At 71.7% G+C, this 24,134-nt stretch carries 23 protein-coding genes, 3 tRNA genes and 1 pseudogene; 4 read left to right on the top strand and 23 right to left on the bottom strand.

The genetic code is table 11. The annotated features are described in order from the left end of the window. Positions 1 to 25 precede the first annotated feature (25 nt). Positions 26 to 1,042 (top strand): adenosine deaminase, encoded by a 1,017-nt coding sequence (locus ACFV2X_RS10020; RefSeq protein ID WP_385613811.1) that lies wholly within the window; start codon positions 26 to 28, stop codon positions 1,040 to 1,042. A 13-nt stretch (positions 1,043 to 1,055) separates the two neighbouring features. Here ACFV2X_RS10020 and ACFV2X_RS10015 read toward each other — a convergent pair whose 3' ends face one another. The 6 genes and pseudogenes from ACFV2X_RS10015 to ACFV2X_RS09990 form a co-directional block, all read right to left on the bottom strand. Then, complete coding sequence (locus ACFV2X_RS10015; RefSeq protein ID WP_385613809.1) at positions 1,056 to 2,111, bottom strand: UDP-N-acetylmuramate dehydrogenase; 1,056 nt, start codon at positions 2,109 to 2,111, stop codon at positions 1,056 to 1,058. 92 nt (positions 2,112 to 2,203) lie between these two features. Further along, complete coding sequence (locus tag ACFV2X_RS10010; protein ID WP_089509716.1) at positions 2,204 to 2,638, bottom strand: MaoC family dehydratase; 435 nt, start codon at positions 2,636 to 2,638, stop codon at positions 2,204 to 2,206. A 107-nt stretch (positions 2,639 to 2,745) separates the two neighbouring features. After that, positions 2,746 to 3,192: pseudogene (locus tag ACFV2X_RS10005) on the bottom strand (MaoC family dehydratase N-terminal domain-containing protein); the annotation flags it as partial. A 100-nt stretch (positions 3,193 to 3,292) separates the two neighbouring features. Beyond that, complete coding sequence (gene rpmG, locus ACFV2X_RS10000) at positions 3,293 to 3,457, bottom strand: 50S ribosomal protein L33 (RefSeq protein WP_065962933.1); 165 nt, start codon at positions 3,455 to 3,457, stop codon at positions 3,293 to 3,295. 83 nt (positions 3,458 to 3,540) lie between these two features. After that, a tRNA-Met gene (locus ACFV2X_RS09995) sits at positions 3,541 to 3,613 on the bottom strand. Positions 3,614 to 3,669: 56 nt separating this feature from the next. Next, positions 3,670 to 3,742: transfer RNA gene (locus ACFV2X_RS09990), tRNA-Thr, on the bottom strand. A gap of 222 nt (positions 3,743 to 3,964) precedes the next feature. On the opposite strand from ACFV2X_RS09990, the gene ACFV2X_RS09985 reads away from it, so the two are divergent. Then, on the top strand, positions 3,965 to 5,260 hold the full coding sequence (locus ACFV2X_RS09985; RefSeq protein WP_385613806.1) for a hydrolase: 1,296 nt from the start codon (positions 3,965 to 3,967) through the stop codon (positions 5,258 to 5,260). A 37-nt stretch (positions 5,261 to 5,297) separates the two neighbouring features. On the opposite strand, the gene ACFV2X_RS09980 is transcribed toward ACFV2X_RS09985, so the two are convergent. Beyond that, positions 5,298 to 6,476 carry a hypothetical protein gene (locus tag ACFV2X_RS09980; RefSeq protein WP_385613803.1) on the bottom strand — a complete coding sequence of 393 codons (1,179 nt, stop codon included), beginning with the start codon at positions 6,474 to 6,476 and terminating at the stop codon, positions 5,298 to 5,300. A 103-nt stretch (positions 6,477 to 6,579) separates the two neighbouring features. On the opposite strand from ACFV2X_RS09980, the gene ACFV2X_RS09975 reads away from it, so the two are divergent. Further along, positions 6,580 to 7,239, top strand: a complete 660-nt coding sequence (locus ACFV2X_RS09975) for an NAD(P)H-binding protein (RefSeq protein WP_385613800.1) — start codon at positions 6,580 to 6,582, stop codon at positions 7,237 to 7,239. Positions 7,240 to 7,279: 40 nt separating this feature from the next. On the opposite strand, the gene ACFV2X_RS09970 is transcribed toward ACFV2X_RS09975, so the two are convergent. The 4 genes from ACFV2X_RS09970 to ACFV2X_RS09955 all read right to left on the bottom strand — a co-directional run bounded on the left by ACFV2X_RS09970 (position 7,280) and on the right by ACFV2X_RS09955 (position 10,893). Beyond that, on the bottom strand, positions 7,280 to 7,768 hold the full coding sequence (locus ACFV2X_RS09970; RefSeq protein WP_385613798.1) for a DUF3574 domain-containing protein: 489 nt from the start codon (positions 7,766 to 7,768) through the stop codon (positions 7,280 to 7,282). Between the two features lie 53 nt (positions 7,769 to 7,821). After that, the gene (locus ACFV2X_RS09965) at positions 7,822 to 9,207 is read right to left on the bottom strand and encodes a cytochrome P450 (protein ID WP_385613795.1); all 1,386 of its coding nucleotides are present in this window, start codon (positions 9,205 to 9,207) and stop codon (positions 7,822 to 7,824) included. 929 nt (positions 9,208 to 10,136) lie between these two features. Then, complete coding sequence (locus tag ACFV2X_RS09960; protein ID WP_385613792.1) at positions 10,137 to 10,736, bottom strand: UTRA domain-containing protein; 600 nt, start codon at positions 10,734 to 10,736, stop codon at positions 10,137 to 10,139. A 75-nt stretch (positions 10,737 to 10,811) separates the two neighbouring features. After that, positions 10,812 to 10,893 (bottom strand) — tRNA-Tyr (locus ACFV2X_RS09955). Positions 10,894 to 11,532: 639 nt separating this feature from the next. Between ACFV2X_RS09955 and ACFV2X_RS09950 the strand changes: the two genes are divergently transcribed. Continuing rightward, a complete protein-coding gene (locus tag ACFV2X_RS09950; RefSeq protein WP_089509725.1) occupies positions 11,533 to 12,021 on the top strand; it encodes a YajQ family cyclic di-GMP-binding protein in 489 nt (162 codons plus the stop codon). Positions 12,022 to 12,136: 115 nt separating this feature from the next. Here ACFV2X_RS09950 and ACFV2X_RS09945 read toward each other — a convergent pair whose 3' ends face one another. From ACFV2X_RS09945 to ACFV2X_RS09890, 12 genes are all read right to left on the bottom strand, one after another. After that, positions 12,137 to 12,535, bottom strand: coding sequence for a YccF domain-containing protein (locus tag ACFV2X_RS09945; RefSeq protein ID WP_385613789.1), 399 nt, complete (start codon positions 12,533 to 12,535; stop codon positions 12,137 to 12,139). Beyond that, entirely contained in the window at positions 12,532 to 13,395 is an 864-nt protein-coding gene (gene htpX, locus ACFV2X_RS09940) for a zinc metalloprotease HtpX (RefSeq protein WP_385613787.1), read from the bottom strand. Before htpX ends, ACFV2X_RS09945 begins: the two co-directional genes overlap by 4 nt. Before the next feature lie 161 nt (positions 13,396 to 13,556). Further along, positions 13,557 to 15,227 carry an NADH-quinone oxidoreductase subunit N gene (locus tag ACFV2X_RS09935; protein WP_385613785.1) on the bottom strand — a complete coding sequence of 557 codons (1,671 nt, stop codon included), beginning with the start codon at positions 15,225 to 15,227 and terminating at the stop codon, positions 13,557 to 13,559. Continuing rightward, positions 15,227 to 16,912 carry a NuoM family protein gene (locus ACFV2X_RS09930; protein ID WP_385613783.1) on the bottom strand — a complete coding sequence of 562 codons (1,686 nt, stop codon included), beginning with the start codon at positions 16,910 to 16,912 and terminating at the stop codon, positions 15,227 to 15,229. The genes ACFV2X_RS09935 and ACFV2X_RS09930 overlap by 1 nt, the downstream gene beginning before the upstream one ends. A 3-nt stretch (positions 16,913 to 16,915) precedes the next feature. Next, the gene (locus ACFV2X_RS09925; RefSeq protein ID WP_385613781.1) at positions 16,916 to 18,931 is read right to left on the bottom strand and encodes an NADH-quinone oxidoreductase subunit L; all 2,016 of its coding nucleotides are present in this window, start codon (positions 18,929 to 18,931) and stop codon (positions 16,916 to 16,918) included. Then, positions 18,928 to 19,338, bottom strand: coding sequence for an NADH-quinone oxidoreductase subunit NuoK (nuoK, locus tag ACFV2X_RS09920; protein ID WP_358631037.1), 411 nt, complete (start codon positions 19,336 to 19,338; stop codon positions 18,928 to 18,930). The genes ACFV2X_RS09925 and nuoK overlap by 4 nt, the downstream gene beginning before the upstream one ends. Beyond that, positions 19,338 to 19,952 carry an NADH-quinone oxidoreductase subunit J gene (locus tag ACFV2X_RS09915; RefSeq protein WP_385613779.1) on the bottom strand — a complete coding sequence of 205 codons (615 nt, stop codon included), beginning with the start codon at positions 19,950 to 19,952 and terminating at the stop codon, positions 19,338 to 19,340. The genes nuoK and ACFV2X_RS09915 overlap by 1 nt, the downstream gene beginning before the upstream one ends. Next, the gene (locus tag ACFV2X_RS09910; RefSeq protein ID WP_385613776.1) at positions 19,949 to 20,563 is read right to left on the bottom strand and encodes a NuoI/complex I 23 kDa subunit family protein; all 615 of its coding nucleotides are present in this window, start codon (positions 20,561 to 20,563) and stop codon (positions 19,949 to 19,951) included. The genes ACFV2X_RS09915 and ACFV2X_RS09910 overlap by 4 nt, the downstream gene beginning before the upstream one ends. Continuing rightward, positions 20,563 to 21,522: a complex I subunit 1 family protein gene (locus ACFV2X_RS09905; protein WP_089509735.1), complete on the bottom strand. Its 960-nt coding sequence runs from the start codon at positions 21,520 to 21,522 to the stop codon at positions 20,563 to 20,565. The genes ACFV2X_RS09910 and ACFV2X_RS09905 overlap by 1 nt, the downstream gene beginning before the upstream one ends. Further along, positions 21,519 to 23,084: an NADH-quinone oxidoreductase subunit C gene (locus tag ACFV2X_RS09900; RefSeq protein ID WP_385613772.1), complete on the bottom strand. Its 1,566-nt coding sequence runs from the start codon at positions 23,082 to 23,084 to the stop codon at positions 21,519 to 21,521. The genes ACFV2X_RS09905 and ACFV2X_RS09900 overlap by 4 nt, the downstream gene beginning before the upstream one ends. Beyond that, complete coding sequence (locus ACFV2X_RS09895; protein ID WP_385613770.1) at positions 23,081 to 23,725, bottom strand: NADH-quinone oxidoreductase subunit B; 645 nt, start codon at positions 23,723 to 23,725, stop codon at positions 23,081 to 23,083. The genes ACFV2X_RS09900 and ACFV2X_RS09895 overlap by 4 nt, the downstream gene beginning before the upstream one ends. Further along, a complete protein-coding gene (locus ACFV2X_RS09890) occupies positions 23,716 to 24,129 on the bottom strand; it encodes an NADH-quinone oxidoreductase subunit A (RefSeq protein WP_089509737.1) in 414 nt (137 codons plus the stop codon). The genes ACFV2X_RS09895 and ACFV2X_RS09890 overlap by 10 nt, the downstream gene beginning before the upstream one ends. Positions 24,130 to 24,134 lie beyond the last annotated feature (5 nt).

Here is a 24,134-nt window from a genome sequence, read left to right as displayed (position 1 = left end):
CTCCGGGCTGCGGCAGTATCTGCAGATGGCACGTGACGTACTTCTGCTCCCCAAAGCGCATCTCCATCTGCATTTCACCGGCTCCATGCGTCCCGCCACGCTGCTCGAGCTCGCCGACAAGTACGACGTCCACCTCCCGGAAGCGCTCAGCGGCGGCGAGCCCCCCAAACTGCGGGCCACCGACGAGCGCGGCTGGTTCCGGTTCCAGCGGCTGTACGACATCGCGCGGTCCTGTCTGCGCGAGCCCGAGGACATCCAGCGGCTGGTGCGCGAGGCCGCCGAGGAGGACGTACGGGACGGCGCCAAGTGGCTGGAGATCCAGGTCGACCCCACCTCGTACGCCCCGCGTCTGGGCGGTCTGATCCCGGCGCTGGAGATCATCCTGGACGCCGTGGAGACCGCCTCCCGGGACACCGGGCTCGGGATGCGGGTGCTGGTCGCCGCCAACCGTATGAAGCACCCCCTGGAAGCGCGCACGCTGGCCCGGCTGGCGGTCCGCTTCGCCGACCGCGGCGTCATCGGCTTCGGGCTGTCCAACGACGAGCGGCGCGGCCTGGCCCGGGACTTCGACCGGGCCTTCGCCATCGCCCGCGACGGCGGCCTGCTGGCGGCCCCGCACGGCGGCGAGCTGTCGGGCCCCAGCAGCGTCCGCGACTGCCTGGACGACCTCGGCGCCCAGCGGGTGGGCCACGGCGTACGGGCCGCCGAGGACCCCCGGCTGCTGCGCCGGCTCGCCGAGCGCGGCGTGACCTGCGAGGTGTGCCCGTCCTCGAACGTGGCCCTGGGCGTCTACGAGAAGCCGGAGGACGTGCCGCTGCGCACGCTGTACGAGGCCGGGGTGCCGATGGCGCTGGGCGCCGACGACCCGCTGCTGTTCGGGTCGCGGCTGGCGGCCCAGTACGAGCTGGCGCGCGAGCACCACGGCTTCACGGACACCGAGCTGGCCGAGCTGGCCCGCCAGTCCATCCGCGGCTCGGCGGCCCCCAAGGACGTGGCCGCGCCGCTGCTCGCGGACATCGACGCCTGGCTGGCGGCCGGGTGAGCGAGGCGACGGCTCAGAGGCTGACGCCGACCGTCACCGGCTCGTTGACGAGCGTGACCCCGAACGCGGCCTCGACCCCGGCGACGACCTCGCGGGCGAGCGCGAGCAGGTCCTCGGTCGTGGCCTCGCCGCGGTTGGTCAGGGCGAGGGTGTGCTTGGTGGAGATGCGTGCCGGGCCGGTGCCGTAGCCCTTGGTGAAGCCCGCCTTGTCGATCAGCCATGCGGCGGAGGTCTTGACCCGCCCCTCCCCCGCCGGATAGGCGGGCGGGGTGACGTCCGGGCCCAGGCGCTCGGCGACGCGGGCCAGGAAGGCGGCGTGGGCCTCTTCGGTCAGGATCGGGTTGGTGAAGAAGGAGCCCGCGGACCAGGTGTCGTGGTCCTGCGGGTCGAGGACCATCCCCTTACCCGCGCGGAGCTTCAGAACCTCGTCGCGGGCGGTGGCCACGGGCACCCGCTCCCCCACCGCCACGCCGAGGGCGCGGGCGGTCTCCGCGTACTTGACCGGCGCGGACAGGCCGTCCGCGTCCTCCAGCGCGAAGCGCACCCGCAGCACCACATGGCGGCCCGGGTCGGCCTTGAAGCGGCTGTGGCGGTAGGCGAAGCCGCAGTCGGCGTTCGGGATGGTCACGACGGTCTCGGTGCGCCGGTCGTAGGCGACGACCTCGGTGATCGTGGCCGAGACCTCCTGGCCGTACGCGCCCACGTTCTGGATCGGGGTCGCCCCCGCGGAGCCGGGGATTCCGGCCAGGCATTCGATCCCGGCGAGTCCGGCCCCGACCGTACGGGCCACCGCGTCCGACCAGTTCTCGCCCGCGGCCAGTTCCAGTCGGCCGCCGTCGAGGGTGAAGCCACTGGTCGCGATGCGCAGGGCGGTGCCGTCGAAGCCCTTGTCGGCGATGACCAGATTGCTGCCGCCGCCTATGACCAGCAGCGGGGTCCCGGCCGCGTCGGCCTCCCGGACCGCCGCGATCACCTCGTCGTCGGTGGTGGCCGTGAGCAGCCGGCCGGCCGGGCCGCCGAGGCGGAAGGTGGTGAAGGGGGCCAGGGGCGCGTCGTGGAGTTCCTGCACGCGCTCAAGAGTACGGGGGCGCCCCGACGGGGCCTGGTCTGGTCTGGCCTGGCCCGTGGGGCGCCTCTCGTGCTGCCTGCCGCCAGGAGGTCTCAGGCGAGGCGGACGACGGCGCGGGCCCGGCCCAGCACCTTCTGCCCCGCGCTGGTCGCCACGACGTCGACGCGGACCGTACGGGCCTCGTCGTCCAGCTTGGCGGCGACCTTGGCGGTCACCTCGACGACCGAGCCCTTCTCGTCGTTCGGCACGACGACCGGCTTGGTGAAGCGCACCCCGTACTCCACGACGGCCGCCGGGTCCCCGGCCCAGTCGGTCACCACACGGCCCGCCTCGGCCATGGTGAACATGCCGTGCGCGATGACGTCGGGGAGGCCGACCTCTTTGGCGAACTTCTCGTTCCAGTGGATCGGGTTGAAGTCGCCCGAGGCGCCCGCGTACTGGACGAGGTCCGCGCGGGTCACGGGGAATTCCTGCGCGGGCAGCTCGGTGCCGACCTCGACGTCGTCGTACGAGACCTTGGCTGTCATCTGCCGTCCTTTGCTGCCTGGGCGTCTGCTGCCTGAGCGTCCTGGGCCTGCGCCGGGATGTCCTGGACCGCCGTCGGGGTGACCTCGGCCGCCGGGGTGACCTGGGCCTCGACGGCGCGGGCCACGAGGGTCGTGTAGGAGGTCACCACGTGCTCCCCGGCCTCATCGTGCACCTCGCCGCGGACGGACAAAATGTCATTACCGGCCAGCGACTTGATCGAGTCGATCGTCGAGGTGACCGTGAGGCGATCGCCCGCGTGCAGCGGACGGGTGTAGACGAACCTCTGGTCGCCGTGCACCACCCGGCTGTAGTCCAGGCCCAGCTGCGGGTCCTCGATAACCTGCTGCCCGGCGGCCTTGAAGGTGAGCGCGAAAACAAAGGTCGGCGGGGCGATCACATCGGGGTGGTCGAATGCCTTGGCCGCCTCCGGATCGAAGTACACCGGATTGGCGTCGCCGATCGCCTCGGCGAATTCGCGGATCTTCTCCCGGCCGACCTCATAGGGCGCGGTGGGCGGGTAGGACCGCCCGACGAACGACTGGTCGAGCGCCATCGACTCGGCACCTCCTGTGATGGTGGAACGAAACAAGGCCGCCCCCGCGTGTGGGGGGCGACCTTGAATGCGGTCTATACGATCGATCTGACCGTCGTGTTTATCGCGTCTCGCGGTGCGCGGTGTGCGCGTTGCAACGCGGGCAGTGCTTCTTCAGCTCAAGACGATCCGGGTCATTACGCCGGTTCTTCTTGGTGATGTAGTTCCGCTCCTTGCACTCCACGCAGGCCAGCGTGATCTTCGGGCGGACGTCGGTGGCAGCCACGTGAGTGCTCCTTGACGAACGGATGGATGAACGCAGAAATAGTAGCCGATCGAAGGACCGACCCCACAATCGGCTACAGTGAGTAGCGGTGACCGGACTTGAACCGGTGACACAGCGATTATGAGCCGCTTGCTCTACCGACTGAGCTACACCGCTGCGATGCGATCGATCCCCCACCCGACCTGAGCCGAGCGGGACATCTCACACATCAGAGCCCCAATACGGAATCGAACCGTAGACCTTCTCCTTACCATGGAGACGCTCTGCCGACTGAGCTATTGGGGCGAGCGATGAAGACATTACACGCTCGGGCGCCGAAGGTGAAATCCGTATCGAGGGTGCCGTCACGGTCCGCCACCGCCCGCTCAGGCACCACGCCAGTACGACTATTCGGCTCCTCCCGGAAGCCGCCCGCGGCGCGCCCTAGGCTCGGGCTCGGATCACGCTGAGCGATCTTGAGCCCAGGACATCCACAGGACATCCATCCACCGGACATCCAGGAGCGCGATGCCCGACAGCCATCCGCAGCGGCAGCCCCATACCCCCGACGGCGCGGCCGGCACGGCGCCCGAGGACGCCCCCGCGCTGGTGCTCGGCGGCGTCCGGCTCGCCGACGGCCGCACTGTGGACGTACGGGTCCGCGGCGGCCGCATCGAGGCGGTCGGCACGGCGGGCAGCCTGATCCCCGGCACCCGCCTCGACCTCGACGGCTATCTGCTGCTCCCGGCCCCCGCCGAACCGCACGCCCACTGCGACACCGCCCTCACCGCCGACACCGTCGGGCCCGTCTCGCACACACCCGAGGACGTCCAGCGGCGCACCACCGAGGCCGCCCTGATGCACCTCGGCCACGGGGCGACCGCGCTGCGCACCCATGTGCCCATCGGCGGGGTGCACGGGCTGCGGTCCCTGGAGGCCGTCCTGCGCGCCCGGGAGACCCTGCGCGGGCTCACCGACCTGTCCTCCGTGGCGGTGCCCCGGATGCTGACCGGTGTGGCCGGGGCCGATGGCCTGGCGATCCTGAGGGACGCCGTGAAGATGGGCGCCGGGGTCATCGGCGGCTGCCCCGACCTCGACCCCGACCCCACCGGCCATGTGGAGGCCGTCCTCGATATCGCCGCCCGCCACGGCTGCGCCGTCGACCTGCACACGGACGGTGACGACCCGGCCCGCCTGGCCCGGCTCGCGGCCATGGCCGGCGGGCTGCGGCCGGGCGTCACGATCGGCCCCTGCGGGGGGCTGGCGCGGCTGCCGCGCGATGTGGTGGCACGGGTGGCGGACCGGCTCGCGGCGGCGGGCGTCACGGTCGTATGCCTGCCCCAGGGCGACTGCGCCGGGCTGGAGGACCGGCGCGCGCGAGGGGCGTACACCCCGAGCTGCGCGCCGGTGCGGCTGCTGCGCTCGGCCGGGGTCCGGGTGGCCGCGGGCAGCGGGGCGCTCCGGGACGCCGCCAACCCCGTCGGGCGCGGCGACCCGCTGGAGGCCGCCTTCCTCCTGGCCTCGCGGAGCGAGGCCGAGCCCGAGGAGGCGTACGAGGCGGTCTGCGGGCGCGCCCGAGCCGCGCTGGGGCTGCCCGAGGTGCGCGTGGAGGCCGGATTCCCGGCGGAGCTGCTCGCGGTGCGCGGGGACGGACTGCCGGGCGTGCTCTCGCTCGCGTACAGCCGGGTGGTGGTCCACCAGGGGCGCGTGGTGGCGCGGACGAGCGCGGTGCGCGAGTACTGCGCCTCGGCGGCCGCGGCGGCGCTGGACCTGCCGCGGCAGGCGCGGACGGATCACAGCGGCCGGCCGCAGCCGCCTGACTGAGTCGTGGGTTCGGGGCTGAGCCGGGGTGTCGGGCGGGTCAGCGGTTCCGGGCGTCCGCCTTGTCCAGGTCGTGGAGGTCGATCGGCAGGCCGTCGATACCGTTGATGTCCTCGGGACCCTGCACATCGTCGTCCACGATGAAGTCGTCCCCGGAGACGGCGTCGTCAGCACCGTCGACGCCGCCCAGCATCATCGCGCCGGCCGCCTCCATCAGCTCCTTGATGTCGAGCTCGGTGGCGCCGGACGGGGCGGTGATCTTCCCGCCCTCGCCGAAGGCCAGCTTGAGCGGCAGCTTGTCGCCCTTCTTCAGCCCCTCGGCGAGCGGCGCGAGATCCGCGCTGGCCTCGGCGAGCGCGCCGTTCTTGATGGCGAAGTCGACCGCGATCTTCTCGTTCGGCACATCCTTGAAGTCCTTGGCGGTCGGCAGGTCCTCGCCGCCCGGGAGCTCGTCGGTGAACGGCCGCAGCTCGTTGAAGACACCGGTCAGCAGGGTCCGTACGGGCCCGGTGGCCACCACATGGTCCGCCCCGTCACGGCGGCCCTTGTCCTTCAGGGTGACTTCGCGCGCGAAGAGCTTCTTGAGCGACTTGGTGATCTTCCGGCTGGTCTCGGGGGAGACCTCGGACCCGTCGGCCCCCTTCTTCCCGGCCCCGGCGCCCATCTCCTCACGGGCCTTATCCATCTCGGCGGTGTCGAGCTTGACCCACCCGCCATCGAAAAGCTTCCGCACCACCTTGCCGCCCGGCATGTCCGCGGGCAGCTCGTCGGCGGACGGTATGGGCTCGCCGCTCAGCTCACCCAACGCCCGCATGTCCACCCGCATGTACGCCGTCTCGCCCATGATCCGGTACTCGACGAGATCGCCGTCCGGTCCGCTCAGCTTCACCCGCGTCGCGATGAGGTCCTTGTCCTTGGCCTCCGCCAACGGCTTCTTCGCCTGGACGGCCACGCTGACCTTCATCCCGGCCAGCGCCTCCGCCTCCTCGCGCGTCATCGGCTCCGCCGCGCTGTCGCTCTTGGAGAGGGCGATCAGCTGCTCGGGCGTCGCGTCGAGGTCCAGCTCCACCGAGAGGGAGCGGCGCTCGCCGAGCTTGTCGACCGCGTTCTCCAGCTTCTTCCCCGCCGAGACGTTCTCGATGGTGCCGCACGCGGCGACGCCGGTGACCAGGACGGTCGTACAGCCGACGGCGACGAGGGACTTACGGATGGCGGTCATGGCGGTACGGGGCTCCTCCAGTCGGCTGAACAGACACCAGCGCCTGATCTCCCCGTCAGACTCGCGAGTGCCGAGGAGGGTTGCACGGCGTACGGTCGGGATCATGCGCATTGTCATCGCAGGAGGACACGGTCAGATCGCGCTGCGGCTGGAGCGGCTGCTCGCCCGGCGCGGCGACGAGGTCGCGGGCATCATCCGCCGCCCCGAGCAGGCGGGCGACCTGCTGGCGGCCGGGGCCGAACCGGTCATCCGCGACCTGGAACAGGCCTCGGTGGACGACGTCGCCCAGCACCTGGAGGCCGCCGACGCCGCGGTCTTCGCGGCCGGCGCGGGCCCCGGCAGCGGCACCACCCGCAAGGAGACGGTCGACCACGGCGCCGCCGTGCTCTTCGCCGACGCGGCCGAGCGGGCCGGCGTACGGCGGTTCCTCATCGTCTCCTCCATGGGCACCGACCGCGAGATCCCCGCCGACACCGACCCGGTCTTCGCCGCCTACCTGCGCGCCAAAACCGAGGCGGACGCGGCCGTACGGGCCCGCCTGGCCCTCGACTGGACCGTCCTGCGCCCGGGCCGCCTGACGGACGACCCGGGCACCGGCCGGGTGACCCTGGCCGAGCACGTCGAGTACGGCTCGGTGACCCGGGACGACGTGGCCGCCGTCCTGCTCGCCCTCCTCGACGAGCCCCGTACGGCGGGCCGCACGCTGGAGCTGGTGAAGGGCGCGACGCCGATCACGGAGGCGGTGCGGGCCTCAGCGTCCTGAACGATGTCCCGAGTGATGTCCTGAGCGATGTACCTGGGCCCTAGAAGTCCACCCGGGTGGCGTCATCCGCACGGGCCACGGACTCCTGTGCGTACTGGTGCTCATAGGCGTCCCGGATCCGTTCGATCTGCGGGTCGTGCTCCCGCGCCTCGGACACCGGGTACAGCAGGATCAGCTCGTACGACCGCTCCCGCTCGATCGTCCCGTTCTGGTCCCGCCACTGCCCCCGCCCGTCCTGGATCGTCAGCCCGGACGGAAAGCTCGGCGTGACCTCCTCGTCGACGAAGGCCATGAACTGCTTGTCGGTCACGGGCGGCCCGCCGTCGGGCCGCTGCGTCCCGAAGAACAACCGGGTCTCGACGTACGGCTTGCCCCGGCTGACGGCGGAGGCGGGGGCCGAGGACGTGGCGGACGCGGCGGACGCGGGCTCGTCGTCGAGCGCGGCGTACGCGGCGACGGGCGTGGCCGCGGCGAGAGCGAAGGCCACTCCGACGGCGGCGAGCCGCACGCGCGGCTTCAAGGTCACCATCCCCTGATCATCCCGCCGTCCCGCGCGCCCGCGACAGACCGCCTCCCGGCGCCTCAGAGCCGTACGGGCAGCCGCAGCAGGTGGAAGCCGTCCGCAGGCCAGTGCCCGAATTCCAGTTCGTCCCGCCGGACCGCGAGCGCCGCGCCCGGCCGCCGGATGAGCACCTGGTCGAAGACCGCCGAGGCGACGAGACGGCCGAGGGCCGCGCCCAGGCAGTAGTGGGCACCGTGGCCGAAGGCGAGGTGGCCGTCGCCACGGCCGAACTCCCGGGTGATATCGAGCCGTTCTGGCGCCTCCCCGTACTCCCGCGGGTCGTGGTTGGCGGCGAGCAGGGCCACGGTCACCGGCTCGCCCTTCCTCAGCGCGGTCCCGGCGAACTCGAAGTCCTCGGTGGCGTACATCGAGGCGCCGATCCGCACGAGGGTGACATAGCGGAGCAGTTCGGGCACGGCACGCCCCAGCAGCTCGGGCTCGGCGCGGAGCTGGGCCAGCTGGTCGGGGTGGTCGAAGAGGGCGAGGAGCGCGTGGGCGAGGAAGAGGGCGGGCGGGGTGATGCCCGTACTGATGAGCAGGAAGACCACCGAGACCAGCTCGTCCTCGGTGAACGCCTCGTCGCCGTCCCCGCCCTTGTTGTCTGTGCCCTTGTTGTCTGTGCCCTTGCTGTCCCTGCCCTTGCTGTCCCTGCCCTTGCTGTCCCTGCCCTTGCTGTCCCTGCCCTTGCTGTCCCTGCCCTTGCTGTCCCTGCCGCCTTCGATCAGGGCGGAGATCAGATCGTCGGTGGGCTCGGCCCGCCGCCGCGCGATCAGCTCCTTGACGTAGTCCACGATGCCCACGAGCCCGTCGGCCATCCGGCTGCCGTCGCCGTACGCGAAGTCGCGTATCCAGTCGCACACCCGGCCCCGGTCCGCCTCGTCGACGCCGACCAGCTCACAGATGACGACGGTGGTCAGCGGATACGCGAACTCACCCAGCAGATCCGCCTCGCCCTTCCCGGCCAGCCCACGGATCAGCTCCTCCGCGGTCCGCTCCACGAACGACCGCAGCGCAGCGATGCGCCGGGCGGTGAACGCCCGGGTCAGCGGGGCGCGGCGGCGGGCGTGGTCCTCGCCGTCGAACAGCGCCAGGTGACCGGCGACGTACTTCGCGTACTCGGCCGGAAAACCCTCGAACGCCGCCTCCACCAGCTCGGCCTGCGGATCCCCTCCCCCGGCCCCGCCGGGCACCTTGGAACGGTCCCGGATGAGCCGCGGCTCGGCCAGCGCCGCCTTGACGTCGGCGTAACGGGTGACGAGCCGGGCCGGGGTCGTCAGCCCCGGCAGCACCACCTGGGGGAGCTGATCCTGCGCACGGAATTCCGCGTAGGCGCCGACCGGGTCCTCGACGAGTTCCGGGGTGAGATGGACAGTGGCGGCGGTGGCGGTGCTGTGTCGTGAGGTCATGCCGCAGATCTTGCGGACGGTGGCCTTCACCGCGGTTTCGGGGCGGTTTCACGGCGGCCCGGACGGCCGCGGATGCGGACGCGAATATCGGCTGCTACCACTCGTGCCCCCCGAAGGTAGGGGTGCATTCCATGCTCTCGGGGGAGGCGTGCGGCCGATGACCAGCGCAGGGTAGAGGCGAGGGAAGGATGGAGATATGAGCCTGCATTCATCGCGCTTTACCTCGCGTCGTTCCGCACTCATTATCGGCATCTTCTTCGCGGTGGTCGCCCTGGTCACTTTCGCGATCTTCTTCTACGCCGCAAGCGCGGATTCCACACCCGGGAAGACCACGCCACGGGAATCCCATTCCTCGACCAAGTCGCCCGCTCCATCCAAATCCAAATACAAATCGAAATCCAAATCCCCCAAACACCGGTCCCACTCGGCCACTCCTCCTGAAGCACAGCCGTCCACGCCGGATCAGCCCCCGCCCGATACGCCGTCCGACCAGCCATCAGACCAGCCACCGCCCGCACAGCCCCCGCCCCAACCGCCGCCGCAGGACACCCAGCAGCCTCAGCCGGACCCGAACCAATCCCAGCCCGACCCGAACCAATCCCAGCCCGACCCCAACCAACAGCAGCAGCCCCAACCGGACCCGAACCAATCCCAACCGCAACCGGACCCCAACCAGCAGCAACAGCCCCAGCCCGACCCGAATCAGCAGCAACAACCCCAGCCCGACCCGAACCAATCCCAACAGCCCCAGCCCCAGCCGCCCCCGCCGCCTCCCCCGCCCCAGCAGCCGCCGCCGCAGCCGCCTCCGCAGCAACCGCCCCCGCAGCCGCCTCAGCAGCCGACCGCGCCATGATGTCGCGCCGGCCGACGCAAACGGCCCGTGAGCAGGCGCTGATCACGGGCCGCATTCCATGAATTGATGCCCGAGGTCACCATCGCTTCAGCGGCGTCGTAAAGACAAGCTCGGCGCGATCCCCAGAAAAGGTGACGTCGGAGAATTCCACGACCCGGCCGTTGATGTCGATGGAGATCTTCCGGAGGAGAATCACCGAGGCGCCCTTCTTCAGGCCGAGCTCTTCGGCTTCCGCCACGGTCGGCGGGCGGGCCGTAATCCGCTCCTCCACGCGATCCAGCTCGATGCCGAGCGTATAAAGCTGGCTCTGCGTACCGCCGGGCCACGGTTCATTCGAATCGTCGAGCAGATCCGGATTGGCCGCCGCCACATCGCGTACGAGATACGAGCGCACCAGCGCGAGGGGGAAGTCCTCACGGCAGTTGGTGCGGTAGATCCGCTCCAGCAGCCGGGTGCCGACCGGCACCCCGAACACCACCGCCCGATCCTCGTCGGCCGTGGCCTCGCGGTACTCGACGCGGAAGACGAGGTCGGCGGTCTCCAGCCCGGTGTCGTGCTCCGTGGAGCCGGTCTTCAGACGCTCGGCCCGCGACTGCCGTGCCCGGTCCTTCTCCCACTGGTGCCGGTCGTTGTTCCGCTCCACCCGCCGACGCGGCTCGCGGACGAAGGTCTCCATGTTGTGCTCACCGCCCTCATGAACAACAACGGCCCCTGGCCGCGTTTTCGCAGCTCAGGGGCCGTTTTCCCAGCGTGGCGGCGCCAGGATTCGAACCTGGGTAGGCTAAGCCGACGGATTTACAGTCCGCTCCCATTGGCCACTCGGGCACACCGCCTGGGATGTGACCAGGGGCTCCGTTCCCACTTTCGGGGAACCCCCTGGCGACGACGTAAACAATACCCGATGACAGGGGGTGCTCCGCCACCGGGTTGATCCCGTCTCGGCGTCTCTCTCGAGTCTCGATCATGGCCGGGATGGCTAAGACTTGTCCCGTATGTGTGTTCGGGGGCGGCCGGTGTGCGGTCGTGTCGTTCCGGCGTGGGCCTTGGGCCGCATGGGTGCGGGTCGGGTCTCATCCGGGGTTGTCACGGTGCAGGGTCCGGCGTTTCACCGAGCAGAGGCCGTCCATTGCCGAGCAAGGGTGTTCCCGTGGGGATCGGCTGCCGCGCGGGGCCGGCCCGAGGGCGCGGACTTCGGTGCGGTTGACTCGGTCAGGGCTTCTTGCAGCCCTTGGGCGAAGAGGATCTGGGCGGTGCGGGCGCTGGTGTGGTCCAGGCGGGCGGTGGTCGAGTCCCTCCGCCGACGTCGCCGCAAGAGGAGAGGGGATGACGATCAGCGAGGTCAGGCCCCTGCTCACGCCGAACCGCCAGGCCAGCACGCCCCAACCTCAATCGCCGACCGAGTCGTTAGGCTGACCCGTGTGGTCCGGCGGGCCGCGCCCCTGACAGATCTATGTACGAGGAGCCAACTCAAGATGGCCGACTCCAGTTTCGACATCGTCTCGAACGTCGAGCGGCAGGAGGTCGACAACGCGCTCAACCAGGCGAGCCGCGAGATCTCCCAGCGCTATGACTTCAAGAACGTCGGCGCCTCGATCGAGTGGTCGGGCGAGCGGATCGAGATGCGCGCCAACTCCGAGGAGCGGGTCAAGGCGATCCTCGATGTCTTCCAGTCCAAGCTGGTCAAGCGCGGTATCTCGTTGAAGGCGCTGGACGCGGGCGAGCCTCAGGCCTCCGGTAAGGAATACAAGATCTTCGCCTCGCTGCAGGAGGGGATCTCCCAGGAGAACGCCAAGAAGATCGCCAAGATCATCCGCGATGAGGGCCCCAAGGGCGTCAAGGCGCAGGTGCAGGGCGATGAGCTGCGGGTGTCGTCCAAGAGCCGGGACGATCTGCAGGCCGTGATCGCGCTGATCAAGGGCAAGGACCTCGACTTCGCGGTGCAGTTCGTCAACTACCGGTGAACGTCACCACTGCCGGCTAGGGACCGCTCTCCGGCTCTCCTTCGCATGGGCGGGCAGCCTGTTCACGGGCTGCCCGCCCTTGGCATGTGTCCGCCGCCGTCTTCCGCTGGAGCGGCTACCAGCGGCCGGTCGCGAAGGGGCGGTCCGTGGAGACGATCTCGTGGCCCAGGGGGGTCAGGGATATCGGGATCAGCTTGAAGTTGGCCAGGCCCAGCGGGATGCCGATGATCGTCAGGCACAGGATGGTGCCGGTGATGATGTGGCCGAGCGCCAGCCACCAGCCCGCAAGGACGAGCCACAGCACATTGCCGACGCAGGAGGGCGCTCCGGCGTCGCGGCGGGGGACGGCGGTGCGGCCGAAGGGCCAGAGGGCGAAGCCCGCGATGCGCCAGGAGGCGAAGCCGAACGGGATGCCGATGACGGTGAGGAAGAGGAACAGCCCGGCGATCAGATAGGCGCAGGCGAGCCAGAAGCCGGAGAGGACGAGCCAGATCAGGTTGAGGATGGTCTTCACGGTTGGCGTCCTGCCATCTCCTCGAGGCGGGCGATGCGCTCCGCCATGGGCGGGTGGGTGGAGAAGAGCTTGGCCATGCCCTCGCCGGCACGGAAGGGGTTCGCGATCATCAGGTGGCTCGCGGTCTCCAGGCGGGGCTCGGGCGGCAGCGGGAGCTGCTGGGTGCCCGTTTCGAGCTTGCGGAGGGCGCCCGCGAGGGCGAGGGGGTCGCCGGTGAGCTGCGCGCCGGAGGCGTCGGCCTCGTACTCGCGGGAGCGGCTGACGGCGAGCTGGATGATGGTGGCCGCGAGCGGGCCGAGGATCATGATCAGCAGCATGCCGAGGAAGCCGGGTCCCTCGTCGTCGTCGGAGCGGCCGATCGGGATCAGCCAGGCAAAGTTGACCAGGAACATCACGACGCTGGCGAGCGCGCCGGCGACGGACGAGATGAGGATGTCGCGGTTGTAGACGTGGCTGAGCTCATGGCCGAGCACCGCGCGCAGCTCGCGCTCGTCGAGGAGGCGCAGGATGCCTTCGGTGCAGCACACCGCCGCGTTCCGCGGGTTGCGGCCGGTCGCGAAGGCGTTGGGGGCCTCGGTCGGGGAGATGTAGAGGCGCGGCATGGGCTGGCGGGCGGCGGTGGAGAGCTCGCGGACCATGCGGTAGAGCTGGGGGGCCTCGAACTCGCTCACGGGCCGCGCGCGCATGGCGCGCAGGGCGAGCTTGTCGCTGTTCCAATACGCGTACGCGTTGGTGCCGAGCGCCACCAGGACGGCGATGATCAGGCCCGTACGGCCGAAGAGGCTGCCGACGACAATGATGAGCGCGGACAGTCCCCCGAGGAGTACGGCGGTTTTGAGCCCGTTGTGCCGACGATGCACGGTGTGCCCCTCCAAAAGATGCCGCAAGGGAACCCTTTTTCGCGGTGTCTCCACCTTCCAGTGGACCCTTCCGCATTGGTCAACGCCATATGAAGGTCGCTGGTTCCCTAGTGCACACATGGCGGGCCGTTGGGCCGTTGGAGTGAGACCTCAGACAGCGGTCACAGCAGGGCGCCGGAGGCGAAGCGCAGGACGAGTTGCGGGGCGCCGGAGAGGGCGACGCCGAGCACGGCGGCGAGGCCGATGACCGCGGTGAGGGAGGCGGGGACCGCACGGGTGGCGAGAGCGGGGGTGGCCGGGGCCGTCGGCTCGGCTCCGGCGGGCACGGGGGCTCCGGCGGGCGCGGGGGCTCCGGCGGGCGCGGGGGCTCCGGCGGGTGCGCGGAAGAGGACGGCCATCCACTGGAGGTAGTAGTAGAGCGCGATCACGACGTTCACGGCCATGACGACGGCGAGCCAGCCCAGCCCCGCGTCCACGGCCGCAGAGAAGACGGTGACCTTGGCGAACAGGCCGATGACGCCAGGCGGCAGCCCGGCCAGGCAGAGCAGGAAGAAGCCGAGCGCGAGGGCGGTCAGGGGGCGGGTTGCGTACAGGCCGCGGTAGTCGCTGAGGCGGCCCGTGGGGTGGGTGCGCGACACCAGGGCGACGACCGCGAAGGCGCCGAGGTTGACGGCGGCGTACATCAGGGCGTACGCGACCGTGGAGCCGATGGCGTGGGCCGCGTCGCCGGAGGAATCGGCGTAGCCGGCCGCGGCGATGGGGACCAGCAGATAGCCCGCCTGGCCGACGGAGGACCAGGCCAGCAGGCGTACGGCGCTGTGGGCGCGCTCGGGGCGCTGGCGCAGCGCGGCGACGTTGCCCGCAGTCATGGTGAGCGCGGCCAGCACGGCGACGGCCGGGCCCCATACGTCGGCGTACGCGGGGAAGGCGAGGACGGTGACCAGGATGAGGCCGGAGAAGCCGACCGCCTTGCCGATGACGGAGAGGTACGCGGCCACCGGGATGGGGGCGCCGACGTAGGTGTCGGGGACCCAGAAGTGGAACGGCACGGCGGCGGTCTTGAAGGCGAACCCCACCAGGGTGAGTACGACACCGGCCTGGGCGAGCGTGTCCAGCCGCGGGTCGACGTGGCCGAGGGCGGCGGCGATCCGGGACAGGTGGAGACTGCCGGTGGCGGCGTAGACGAAGCTGACGCCCATCAGCATGACCGCTGTCGCGGTGACCGAGGAGAGGAAGAACTTGAGGGCGGCCTCGGAGGAGAGGCGGTCGCCGCGGCGCAGCCCCACGAGCGCGAAGGCCGGCAGGGAGGCGACCTCCAGGGCGACGACGAGGGTGGCGAGGTCGCGGGAGGCGGGCAGGAGGGCCGCGCCCGCGGCGGAGGACAGCAACAGGAACCAGAATTCGCCGGCGGGAAGTTTGCCGCCCTCCGCGGCGTCCCTGGCGTCGGCACGCCCGGCGGCCCCGGTGTCACCGTCTCCGGCGTCCCTGGAGCCGCGGTTGTGGACCGTGCTCATGGACAGCAGGGCCGTCAGAAGAGCTCCGCCGAGCACCAGGAATTGGATGACGACGGCGAATTCGTCGGCCCTATAGCTGCATACGTCCGGGTCGGAGGTCAGGCAGAAGGTGCTGCGGTCCCCGGCGCGGAGCGGCAGCAGGAGGAGCGCGGCCAGGGCCAGGCCCGCGGTCGCGAACCAGCCCAGGAGGGGTTTATTCCGCTCGGCGAGGAAGAGGTCGGCGACCAGGACGGCCAGGGCGGCGACGGCGGCGATGGTGGGCGGGGCGATCGCGAGCCAGTCGACGGACTGGACGTAGGCTCCGGCGAGCGCGGTCATCAGTGGCCTCCCGCGAGAAGTTGCTGCACGGCCGGATCGGTGAGGCCGAGGAGGGCCGCGGGCCACAGTCCGCCGAGGACGGTGAGGGCGACCAGCGGGGTCCAGGCGGCGAATTCGTAGCCGCGTACGTCCGCCAGGGCGGGGCGGAGCGGCCCGGCGGGTGCCCCGGCGCCCTCGGCAGCCCCTGCGGCTCCGGTGGCCCCCGCGGCTTCTCCCGCCTCACCCACGGGGGCGCCCGCGGGCGCGCCGGTGAGCGTGCCGCCCATCTCGGCCTCCGGGTGCTCGCCCATGCAGACGCGGCGTACGACGACGAGCAGATAGGCGGCGGTCAGCAGGGTGCCCAGGCCCGCGAGCGCCATGAAGGTGAGGAAAGCGGGGCGGCTGAGCCCGTCGGCGGGCTCGAACGCGCCGAACATGGCGAGCATCTCGCCCCAGAAACCGGCGAGCCCCGGCAGCCCCAGGGAGGCGACGGCGGCGAAGGCGACCAGTCCGCCCAGGCGCGGCGCCCGGCCGTACAGGGCGGCTCCGCCGGTGCCGGAGAGCTGGTCGAGGTCGGTGGTGCCGCAGCGGTCCTTGAGGGCGCCGACGAGGAAGAAGAGCAGGCCGGTGATCAGGCCGTGCGCGATGTTGGCGAACAGCGCGCCGTTGACTCCGGTGGGGGTGAGCGTGGCGATGCCGAGCAGAACGAAGCCCATATGGCCGACGGAGGAGTACGCGATCAGCCTCTTGAGGTCGCCCTTGGCCCCGGTGCGGGCCAGGGCGAGGCAGGCGAGGGAGCCGTAGATGATGCCGACGGCGGCGAGGGCGGCCAGGTAGGGCGCGAAGGTGTGGGCCCCTTCGGGCGCGATGGGCAGCACGATGCGCACCAGCCCGTACGTGCCCATCTTGAGCAGCACGCCCGCGAGGAGGACGGAGCCGACGGTGGGCGCGGCGGTGTGGGCGTCCGGGAGCCAGCTGTGCAGGGGCCACATGGGGGCCTTGACGGCGAGGCCGACTCCGATGGCGAGGACCGCGATCAGCTGGGTGGTGTGGCTGAGCTTGGCGCCGTTGTCGGAGGCGAGTGCCACCATGTCGAAGGTGCCGCCCTTGAGCCCGACGAGGAGGAGGCCGAGCAGCATGATCACGGAGCCGAGAAGCGTGTAGAGGATGAACCTCCAGGCGGCGCGCTCGCGCCCGGCGCCGCCCCATCGGTTGATGAGGAAGTACATCGGGATGAGCACCATCTCGAACGCCAGGAAGAACAGCATCAGGTCGAGGACGGCGAAGGAAGCCAGGGTGCCGGACTCCAGGAGCAGCAGCAGCGCGACGAACGCCTTCGGGGAGGGCCCGGCGGGCATGTTGAAGTAGCCGTAGAGGGCGCACAGGAAGGTCAGCAGCGCGGTCAGCACGAGGAGGGGGAGCGAGACGCCGTCCACGCCGAGGTGGATCCGGATGTCCAGCGCCGGGATCCAGCTGATGTCGGTCTGTGCCTGCATGGCGGCCGGGCGGTCGTGGTCGAAGCCCGCGGCGAGGGCGATGGCGACGGCCAGGACGGCCCCGGTGACCGTGACGCCGTGGCGCAGCACGGCCTGGTCGGGGCCGCGGCCGCGCAGCCCGGGCGGGGCGGGGAGGAGCGCGGCGGCCGAGCCGAGGAGGGGCAGGACGATCAGGGCCGCGAGGAGCGACTGCAGGACGGTGTGGTTCACGGCTCAGGCTCCCGCTGCGACGAGGACGGCGACGGCCAGGACGAGCGAGCCCGCGAGCAGCGCGCCGAGGTAGGTCTGCACATTGCCGGTCTGGGCACGCCGTACGGCCGCGCCGAGCAGACGGGGAACGCCGCCCGCGCCGCGCACATAGGTCTCCACGACCTCCCGGTCGAGGAAGCCGACGAGCCGGGCGGCGGCGCGCACCGGGCGGACGAACACCGCGGCGTACAGGGCGTCGAGGTGGAAGCCCGCCGCGGCGTGCCGGTGGAGCGGGCCGAGGAGGAGACGGCCGGGGTCCGCCGGGTCGTGGGCCGCGGCGATATCGCCGTACGCGGGCTCGTGGGTGGCGATGGCCTCGGCCTCGGAGAGCGCGGGCTCGGCGTCCGGGTGGGCGGCCACGGCGCCCATCGGGGTGCGGGCGGCCAGCGCGGTGGTGTGCCGCCAGGCTCCGTACGTGACGAGGACGCCGACGAGGGCGAGCCCGGTGCCCAGTACGGAGGTGGTGAGGGTCGGGGCGAGGGACCCGCCGTCGAACCAGTCCGGGAGGGCGCCGAATGCGAGGCCGAACGCGGCGGCGGGGATGAAGAGCACCCATAGGACGGCGTTCATGACGAGGGGCTGGCGGCCGTGGTCGGGGGCTTCGGTGCCCTTGCCGCGGAAGGTCAGCAGCCACAGGCGGGCCGCGTAGCCGGCGGTGAGGAGGGCGGTGAGCAGCCCGGCGACCAGGACGGTCCAGCCGACGGCCGCCGGGACGGCCGGGGCGTGCCCGGTGGCCGCGTGCTCGGCGGCGCCGAGGACGGCTTCCTTGGAGAAGAAGCCCGCGAACGGCGGGATGGCGGCGAGCGCGAGCAGCGCGACCGTGATCGTCCAGTAGGCGTCGGGAATGCGCTTCGCCAGGCCGCTCATGCGCGACATCGCGGCCAGCGAGTTCGTCCCGGCCGCGTGGATGATCACGCCGGCACCGAGGAAGAGCAGTGCCTTGAACGCGCCGTGGGCCAGCAGGTGGAAGACGGCGGCGCCGCGGTCGTCGACGGCGAGCGCGCCGGTCATATAGCCGAGCTGACCGACGGTCGAGTAGGCGAGTACGCGTTTGATGTCGTCCTGGGCCAGAGCCGCGAGCGCCGAGCCGACCATGGTGACCGCCGCCATGACGGCGAGCACGGCGAGGGCGGCGGCGGAGGACGCGAAGACGGGCAGCAGCCGGGCGATGAAGTAGACGCCGGCGGCGACCATGGTGGCGGCGTGGATCAGCGCGGAGACCGGGGTGGGGCCGGCCATCGCGTCGGGCAGCCAGGTGTGCAGCGGGAACTGCGCCGACTTGCCCGCGACCCCGGCCAGCAGCAGCAGCGCGATCAGGGTGGGGTGGTCGAGTTGGAAGTGCGAGGCGGAGGAGGTCAGCTGGGCGTAGATGCGGCTGATGCGGAACGTACCGGCGTCGGCGCCGAGCGCGAAGATCCCGAACAGGAACGGCACATCGCCGAGCTTGGTGACCAGGAACGCCTTGAGGGAGGCGGAGCGCGCGGCCGAGGTCTCCCAGTAGTGGCCGACCAGGAAGTACGAGCAGATGCCCATGATCTCCCAGCCGACGAGCAGCACGATCAGGTCGTCGGAGTAGACGACCAGCAGCATCGCGGCGGTGAAGAGGGAGACGAGCGCGGCGTAGGACGGGTAGCGCGGGTCGTCGCGCAGATAGCCGGTCGAGTAGATCTGCACACAGCACGCGACGACGCCGACGAGGACCGCGACCAGGGCGGCGAAGCCGTCGATGTGCAGCGCGAGGTCGATGGGGAGCGAGCCGGTGTCGGTGAGCCGGGTCGCGGCGTCCAGCGCCCCCTTGCCGCCGCCCGATCCCCCGCCCTGCCGTACGGCGACGAGGACGGCGAGGGCGGCCGCGGCGACGGTCGGCAGCACCGCGAGGGGGCGTACGAAACCGGGGGCGCGGCGGCCGAGCAACAGTCCGGCGAGGGCGCCGAGGAAGGGCAGGAGGGGGACGAGGACGGCGGCGGTCGTGGTCGTCACGCGGTCTGCCTCCGGGCGGGGATTCCCTGGTCAGCGCTGGTGTCGGCGTCGCTGTCTGCGCCGTTGTCAGTGGTGCCTGGCACGCTGTCATCGGTGGGCGGGGGCTCGGCGAGGCCCCGGAGCTTGTCGATGTCGGCGGTGCCGCGGTCGCGGTGGACGAGGAGGACGATGGCCAGCCCGATGCCGATCTCGGCGGCGGCGATGGCGATGACGAAGAGCGTGAGGGCCTGGCCCGCGTGCAGGGTGTCGCGGAGCCAGACGTCGAAGGCGACGAGGTTGAGGTTGACGGCGCCGAGCATCAGCTCGACGGACATCAGCACCAGGATCGCGTTGCGGCGGGCGAGGACGCCGTACAGGCCGGTGCAGAAGAGGAGGACGGCGAGCACGGCGGGGTAGGCGAGGTGCATCAGCCCTCCTTTTCAGCGGCGGCGCGGGAGCGGTTGGGGCGGGGGCCGTTGGCGCCCGGGGTCCGCTGGGCGGATCGCAGCCGGGAGAGCACGATCGCGCCGACGAGCGCGGCGAGCAGCAGCACCGACAGCGCCTCGAACGGCAGCACCCAGTGCCGGAAGAGGCTTACGCCGGTGACCTTGGTGGAGCCCTGCACCTCCCCGAGGTCGATCCAGGTGGCCCGGAAGGCGTCCACGACCACCCAGACCAGGGCGGCCGCGGAGGCCACGGCCACCGCCAGGGCGGCCGGGCGGTTGCCCGAATCGGCGTCAGGCGACCGGCCGATGGGCGCCTTGGTCAGCATCAGCCCGAACAGGATGAGGACGACGACGGAGCCGACGTAGATCAGCACCTGCACCCAGGCGATGAACTCCGCCGTGAGGAGCAGGAATTCGACCGCGAGCCCGCCGAGCGTGACCACCAGCCACAGCGCGGCGTGCACCAACTGCTTGGTGGTGACGGTGACGACGGCCCCGCCCAGGGTCACCACCGCGACCAGAAGGAAGGTGATCTCCACACCGGTCGGTGACAGAAAACCGTGGCCGGCGGCCGCGAGCTGCGCCGCGGCGGTCATGACGCCGCTCCGTCCCGGCCGGAGGAGCCGGTGGGGCGATCGCCCTGCGCCGCGTCCTTGGCCTGCGCGGTCTGTGCCGCCTCGGCCGCCACTGCTGCGGCGATCTTGTCGGCGGCCTTGCGGGCGGCGGCGATCTCCTTGGGCTCCTCGGCACTGGGGTCGAGCGCGGGCGGCGCGGGCACCGTCCACATCCATTCGCGGAGCTTGTCCCGCTCATGGGTGAGGTCGCGGATGTCCTCCTCCGCGTACTCGAACTCCGGCGACCAGAACAGCGCGTCGAAAGGACACACCTCGATGCAGATACCGCAGTACATGCACAGGGCGAAGTCGATGGCGAACCGATCCAGCACATTGCGGCTGCGCTCGCGCCCGCCGGGCGCGGCCGGCGGCACCGTCTCCTTGTGGGAGTCGATGTAGATGCACCAGTCCGGGCACTCGCGCGCGCAGAGCATGCAGACCGTGCAGTTCTCCTCGAACAGGCCGATGACGCCGCGCGTCCGGGGCGGCAGTTCGGGCTGGACGTCCGGGTACTGCGCGGTGTGCGCCTTCCGGGTCATCGTGCGCAGGGTGACGGCCAGACCCTTGGCCAGGCCGGAACCGGGGATGCCCATCAGGAGATCACCACCTTGACGACGCCGGTGAGGGCGATCTGGACCAGGGCGAGCGGGATGAGGCCGGTCCAGGCGAGCTTCTGCAGCTGGTCCTCACGCAGCCGCGGATAGCTCACCCGCAGCCAGATCACCACGAAGGCGAGTACGGCCGTCTTCAGCAGCGTCCACACCCAGCCCAGGTCATGGGCGGCCGGACCGTGCCAGCCGCCCAGGAACAGCACGGTGGTCAGCCCGCAGAGGATGACGATGCCCGCGTACTCGGCCAGCAGGAACAGCGCGAAGCGCAGCCCGGTGTACTCGGTGTACGCGCCGAAGATGATCTCGGAGTCGGCGATCGGCGCGTCAAAGGGCGGACGCTGCAGCTCGGCGAGCCCGGCCGTGAAGAACACCACCCCGCCGACGATCTGCCACGGCACCCACCACCACTCGAACGCGTCGAGGATGCCGGGCAGCGAGACGGTACCGGCGGCCATCGCCACGGAGGCGGCGGTGAGCAGCATCGGCAGCTCGTACGCCATCAGCTGCGCGGCCGTACGCAACCCTCCGAGGAGGGAGAACTTGTTGGCCGACGCCCAACCCGCCATGAGCGAGCCCAGCACGCCGACGCCCATCACGGCGAGCACAAAGAAGATGCCGGCGTCGATGAACCGGCCGACGGCGCCGGGCCCGACCGGGATCGCGACCAGGACCAGCAGATACGGCAGCAGCGCGACGGCGGGCGCGAGCTGGAAGATCCGCCGGTCGGCCCCCGCCGGTACGACGTCTTCCTTCTGCGCGAACTTCACGCCGTCCGCGACCAGCTGTGCCCACCCGTGGAACCCACCGGCGTACATCGGCCCGAGCCGACCCTGCATATGGGCCATGACCTTGTGCTCGGTCTGTCCCACGACGAGAGGCAGTACGAGGAAGGCGACCAACAGCGCGAGCAGTCGCAGCGCGACGTCGAGGACGTCGTTCACGCGGTGCCTCCCGCCGGGTCGTCGGTGTCTGTGTGGGGTGCGTCGGGCTCAGCGGGCGCGTCAGGCTCACCGGCGCCCTCCGGCACCGCGGGCCGCCCCGGCCCTTGGGACCCCTCGCGGCGCGCGGGGTCTCCGGCGTTCCCGTCGTCCGCGACGGTCCGGGATGGCCGGGAAGCCGCCCGCGGCTCGGTGCCGGCCCCGGCCTCAGCGGCGGCACCGGACGCGGACTCGGTCTCGGACCCGGATGACTCTGACCCGGCGGCCTCCGCGCGAGACGGTTCCTCGGCGCCCGAGGCGGGGCCGTCCGCGGCCGTCGGCCCGCCTGTGGCCGGAGCCTGCGGCCCGGGCCCGGGGGGCGGCGGCTCGTCGCGGGCCGGGCGGGCGTGGTGCCAGGGGGCGTCGGTCGAGCGTTGGCGGGTGGTGGGGCGGTCCGGGCGCGCCTGGGCCTGACCGCCCGTCGCGGCGCGCCGGCTTGCCGGCCCCTCGCCGGCGCTACGGGCACGGCGCGCGGGCCGGGCAGCGCCGTCCGACGCCTCCTCCGCAGCCGCCCCCTCCGCTGCCTCCGCACTCGTGCCCCGCTGGCTCGCGGAGCCCTCGCTCACACTGCGCGACCGGCGCGCGGGCCGGGCAGTTCCCTCCGCCGCTGCCGTATCCGTACCGGCGTCCCGCTGCGTCGCCGAGCCCTCGCTCGCGCTGCGAGCGCGGCGTGTGGGCCGCGCGGAGTCGTCCGTCGGAGTCTCCGCGCCCGTGGTGTCGGTGGTGCGCTGGCCGGCCGAGCCCGCGGACGCGCTGCGGGCCCGGCGGGCCGGGCGTTCGCCCCCGGCGCCCGCGGCGCCTGCCGCGCCCGCCGTGCGGGTCGCGCGCGCCGGGCGGGCGGGGGCAGGGGGGAGCTGGCCCTTGAGGGGGCCCCATTCGTTGGGGTCGGGAACGCCGGGCGGCAGCATCTGCCGCCGTCTGGGCGCGTGGGCGGCGTCGGACTCCCCCGGCTCCTTCGCGCCCGGCCATGCCTTGACGACCCGCGCCGCCAGCACGAAGTCCTTGCGCAGCGGGTGCCCCTCAAAGCCGTCCGGGAGCAGCAGCGGCGCGAGGTGGGGGTGGTCGGCGAAGTCGATGCCGAACATCTCGTGGGTCTCGCGCTCATGCCAGGCCGCGCCCGCGTAGACGCCGGTCGCGGTCGGCAGGGCGGGCGCGTCGTGCGCCAGGGTGGTGCGTACGAGCAGCCTGCGTACGGCGGGAACGGCCACGGCGGTCGACGGCCCCAGGGCGACGACGTGCGCGGCCACGCGGAAGCCCTCGCCGGGCTCGTCGACCGCGCTCAGCCAGTCGAAGTAGGTGCAGCCCAGCGCGTCGCGGGCGGTCTCCAGCGCGGGGATCCACGCGTCGGCGGGGACGTCGACGGTGAGCAGCCCGTACGCCTCCTCCGCCGTCGCGCCTTCGCCGAACAGCTCGGTCGCCGGCCGCGGCAGCCAGCCGACCGTCGGCTGCGCGGGCTCGGCAGCGGCCCCAGCGTCAGCAGGCGCGGCGGCCTCGATGGGCTGGTTCCGGTCCTCGGGCGCGGTCACGGCGTGCCCTCCCCCGCGGCCGGTCCTGAGGACGGGGTGGGCGGCGCGACCAGGCCGCTGCGCAGAGCTGTAGCGGACGGCCGAGACGCCCCGCCGTCACGTCCGTACCGCTCGCCCAGCGACTCGCGCGCGATCTTCTCCTGAAGCTTCAGGATCCCCTGAAGCAGCGCCTCCGGTCGGGGCGGGCAGCCCGGCACATACACATCGACGGGGATGATCTGGTCGACGCCCTTGGTGACCGCGTACGAGTCCCAGTACGGCCCGCCGCAGTTCGAGCAGGCTCCGAAGGAGATGACGTACTTGGGCTCGGGCATCTGCTCGTAGAGCCGCTTCACCGCGGGCGCCATCTTGTCCGTCACCGTGCCGGACACGACCATGAGGTCGGCCTGGCGCGGCCCGGGGGCGAAGGGGATCACGCCGAGCCTGATGAAGTCGTGGCGGGCCATCGATGCCGCGATGAACTCGATGGCGCAGCAGGCCAGCCCGAAGTTGAAGACCCACAGGCTGTAGCGGCGGCCCCAGTTCAGGACCACCTTCATCGGCTCGGGCGCCAGCCTGGCGAGCGTCCCGAGGCGGCGCGGCTCCGGGAGATCCACAGGTGTGGCGGCCGGTGTGAGGGCGGGGGTCGGTGTCACGTCCATTCCAGGACGCCCTTCTTCCAGGCGTACAGCAGGCCCACGGCGAGGAAGCCGAGGAAGATGAACATCTCCACCAGCGTCGTTCCGCCATAGCCCGGTGCGGCGAACACCGTCGCCCAGGGGAAGAGGAAGATCGAGTCCACCGCGAAAATCACATACAAGAAAGCGTAGACGTAGTAGCGGATCTGGGTGTGGGCCCAGCCCTCGCCGACCGGGTCGACGCCGCACTCGTACGTCAGCAGCTTCTCCGGGGTGGGCACCACGGGCCGCAGCAGCCGCCCGGCCCCGAAGGCCACGGCGACGAAGAGCACGCCGACCACCGCGAGCAGGCCGACCACCGAATAGCCCTGGAAATAGTCGGCCGCGAGCGGCACGGCTGTGGTGCGCACGGTCGTCGCCTCCGGCACGTCCG

The sequence above is a fragment of the Streptomyces sp. NPDC059679 genome, from assembly GCF_042734105.1.
Classification (GTDB): Bacteria; Actinomycetota; Actinomycetes; order Streptomycetales; family Streptomycetaceae; genus Streptomyces.
This window is presented reverse-complemented; position numbering and strand designations above follow the sequence as displayed.

Excerpts from the sequence above, each read along its gene's own strand:
- ACFV2X_RS09910 (WP_385613776.1), bottom strand. The coding sequence starts at position 20,563 with ATGGGCATCCCCGGTTCCGGCCTGGCCAAGGGTCTGGCCGTCACCCTG.
- ACFV2X_RS09960 (WP_385613792.1), bottom strand. The coding sequence starts at position 10,736 with ATGGAGACCTTCGTCCGCGAGCCGCGTCGGCGGGTGGAGCGGAACAAC.
- ACFV2X_RS09935 (WP_385613785.1), bottom strand. The coding sequence starts at position 15,227 with ATGACCGCGCTCGCCGGAGCCTACGTCCAGTCCGTCGACTGGCTCGCG.
- ACFV2X_RS09965 (WP_385613795.1), bottom strand. The coding sequence starts at position 9,207 with ATGACCTCACGACACAGCACCGCCACCGCCGCCACTGTCCATCTCACC.
- ACFV2X_RS10010 (WP_089509716.1), bottom strand. The coding sequence starts at position 2,638 with ATGACAGCCAAGGTCTCGTACGACGACGTCGAGGTCGGCACCGAGCTG.
- ACFV2X_RS09970 (WP_385613798.1), bottom strand. The coding sequence starts at position 7,768 with ATGGTGACCTTGAAGCCGCGCGTGCGGCTCGCCGCCGTCGGAGTGGCC.
- ACFV2X_RS09975 (WP_385613800.1), top strand. The coding sequence starts at position 6,580 with ATGCGCATTGTCATCGCAGGAGGACACGGTCAGATCGCGCTGCGGCTG.
- ACFV2X_RS09895 (WP_385613770.1), bottom strand. The coding sequence starts at position 23,725 with ATGGACGTGACACCGACCCCCGCCCTCACACCGGCCGCCACACCTGTG.
- nuoK (WP_358631037.1), bottom strand. The coding sequence starts at position 19,338 with ATGCACCTCGCCTACCCCGCCGTGCTCGCCGTCCTCCTCTTCTGCACC.
- ACFV2X_RS09980 (WP_385613803.1), bottom strand. The coding sequence starts at position 6,476 with ATGACCGCCATCCGTAAGTCCCTCGTCGCCGTCGGCTGTACGACCGTC.
- ACFV2X_RS09950 (WP_089509725.1), top strand. The coding sequence starts at position 11,533 with ATGGCCGACTCCAGTTTCGACATCGTCTCGAACGTCGAGCGGCAGGAG.
- ACFV2X_RS10020 (WP_385613811.1), top strand. The coding sequence starts at position 26 with ATGGCACGTGACGTACTTCTGCTCCCCAAAGCGCATCTCCATCTGCAT.
- ACFV2X_RS09915 (WP_385613779.1), bottom strand. The coding sequence starts at position 19,952 with ATGACCGCCGCGGCGCAGCTCGCGGCCGCCGGCCACGGTTTTCTGTCA.
- ACFV2X_RS09985 (WP_385613806.1), top strand. The coding sequence starts at position 3,965 with ATGCCCGACAGCCATCCGCAGCGGCAGCCCCATACCCCCGACGGCGCG.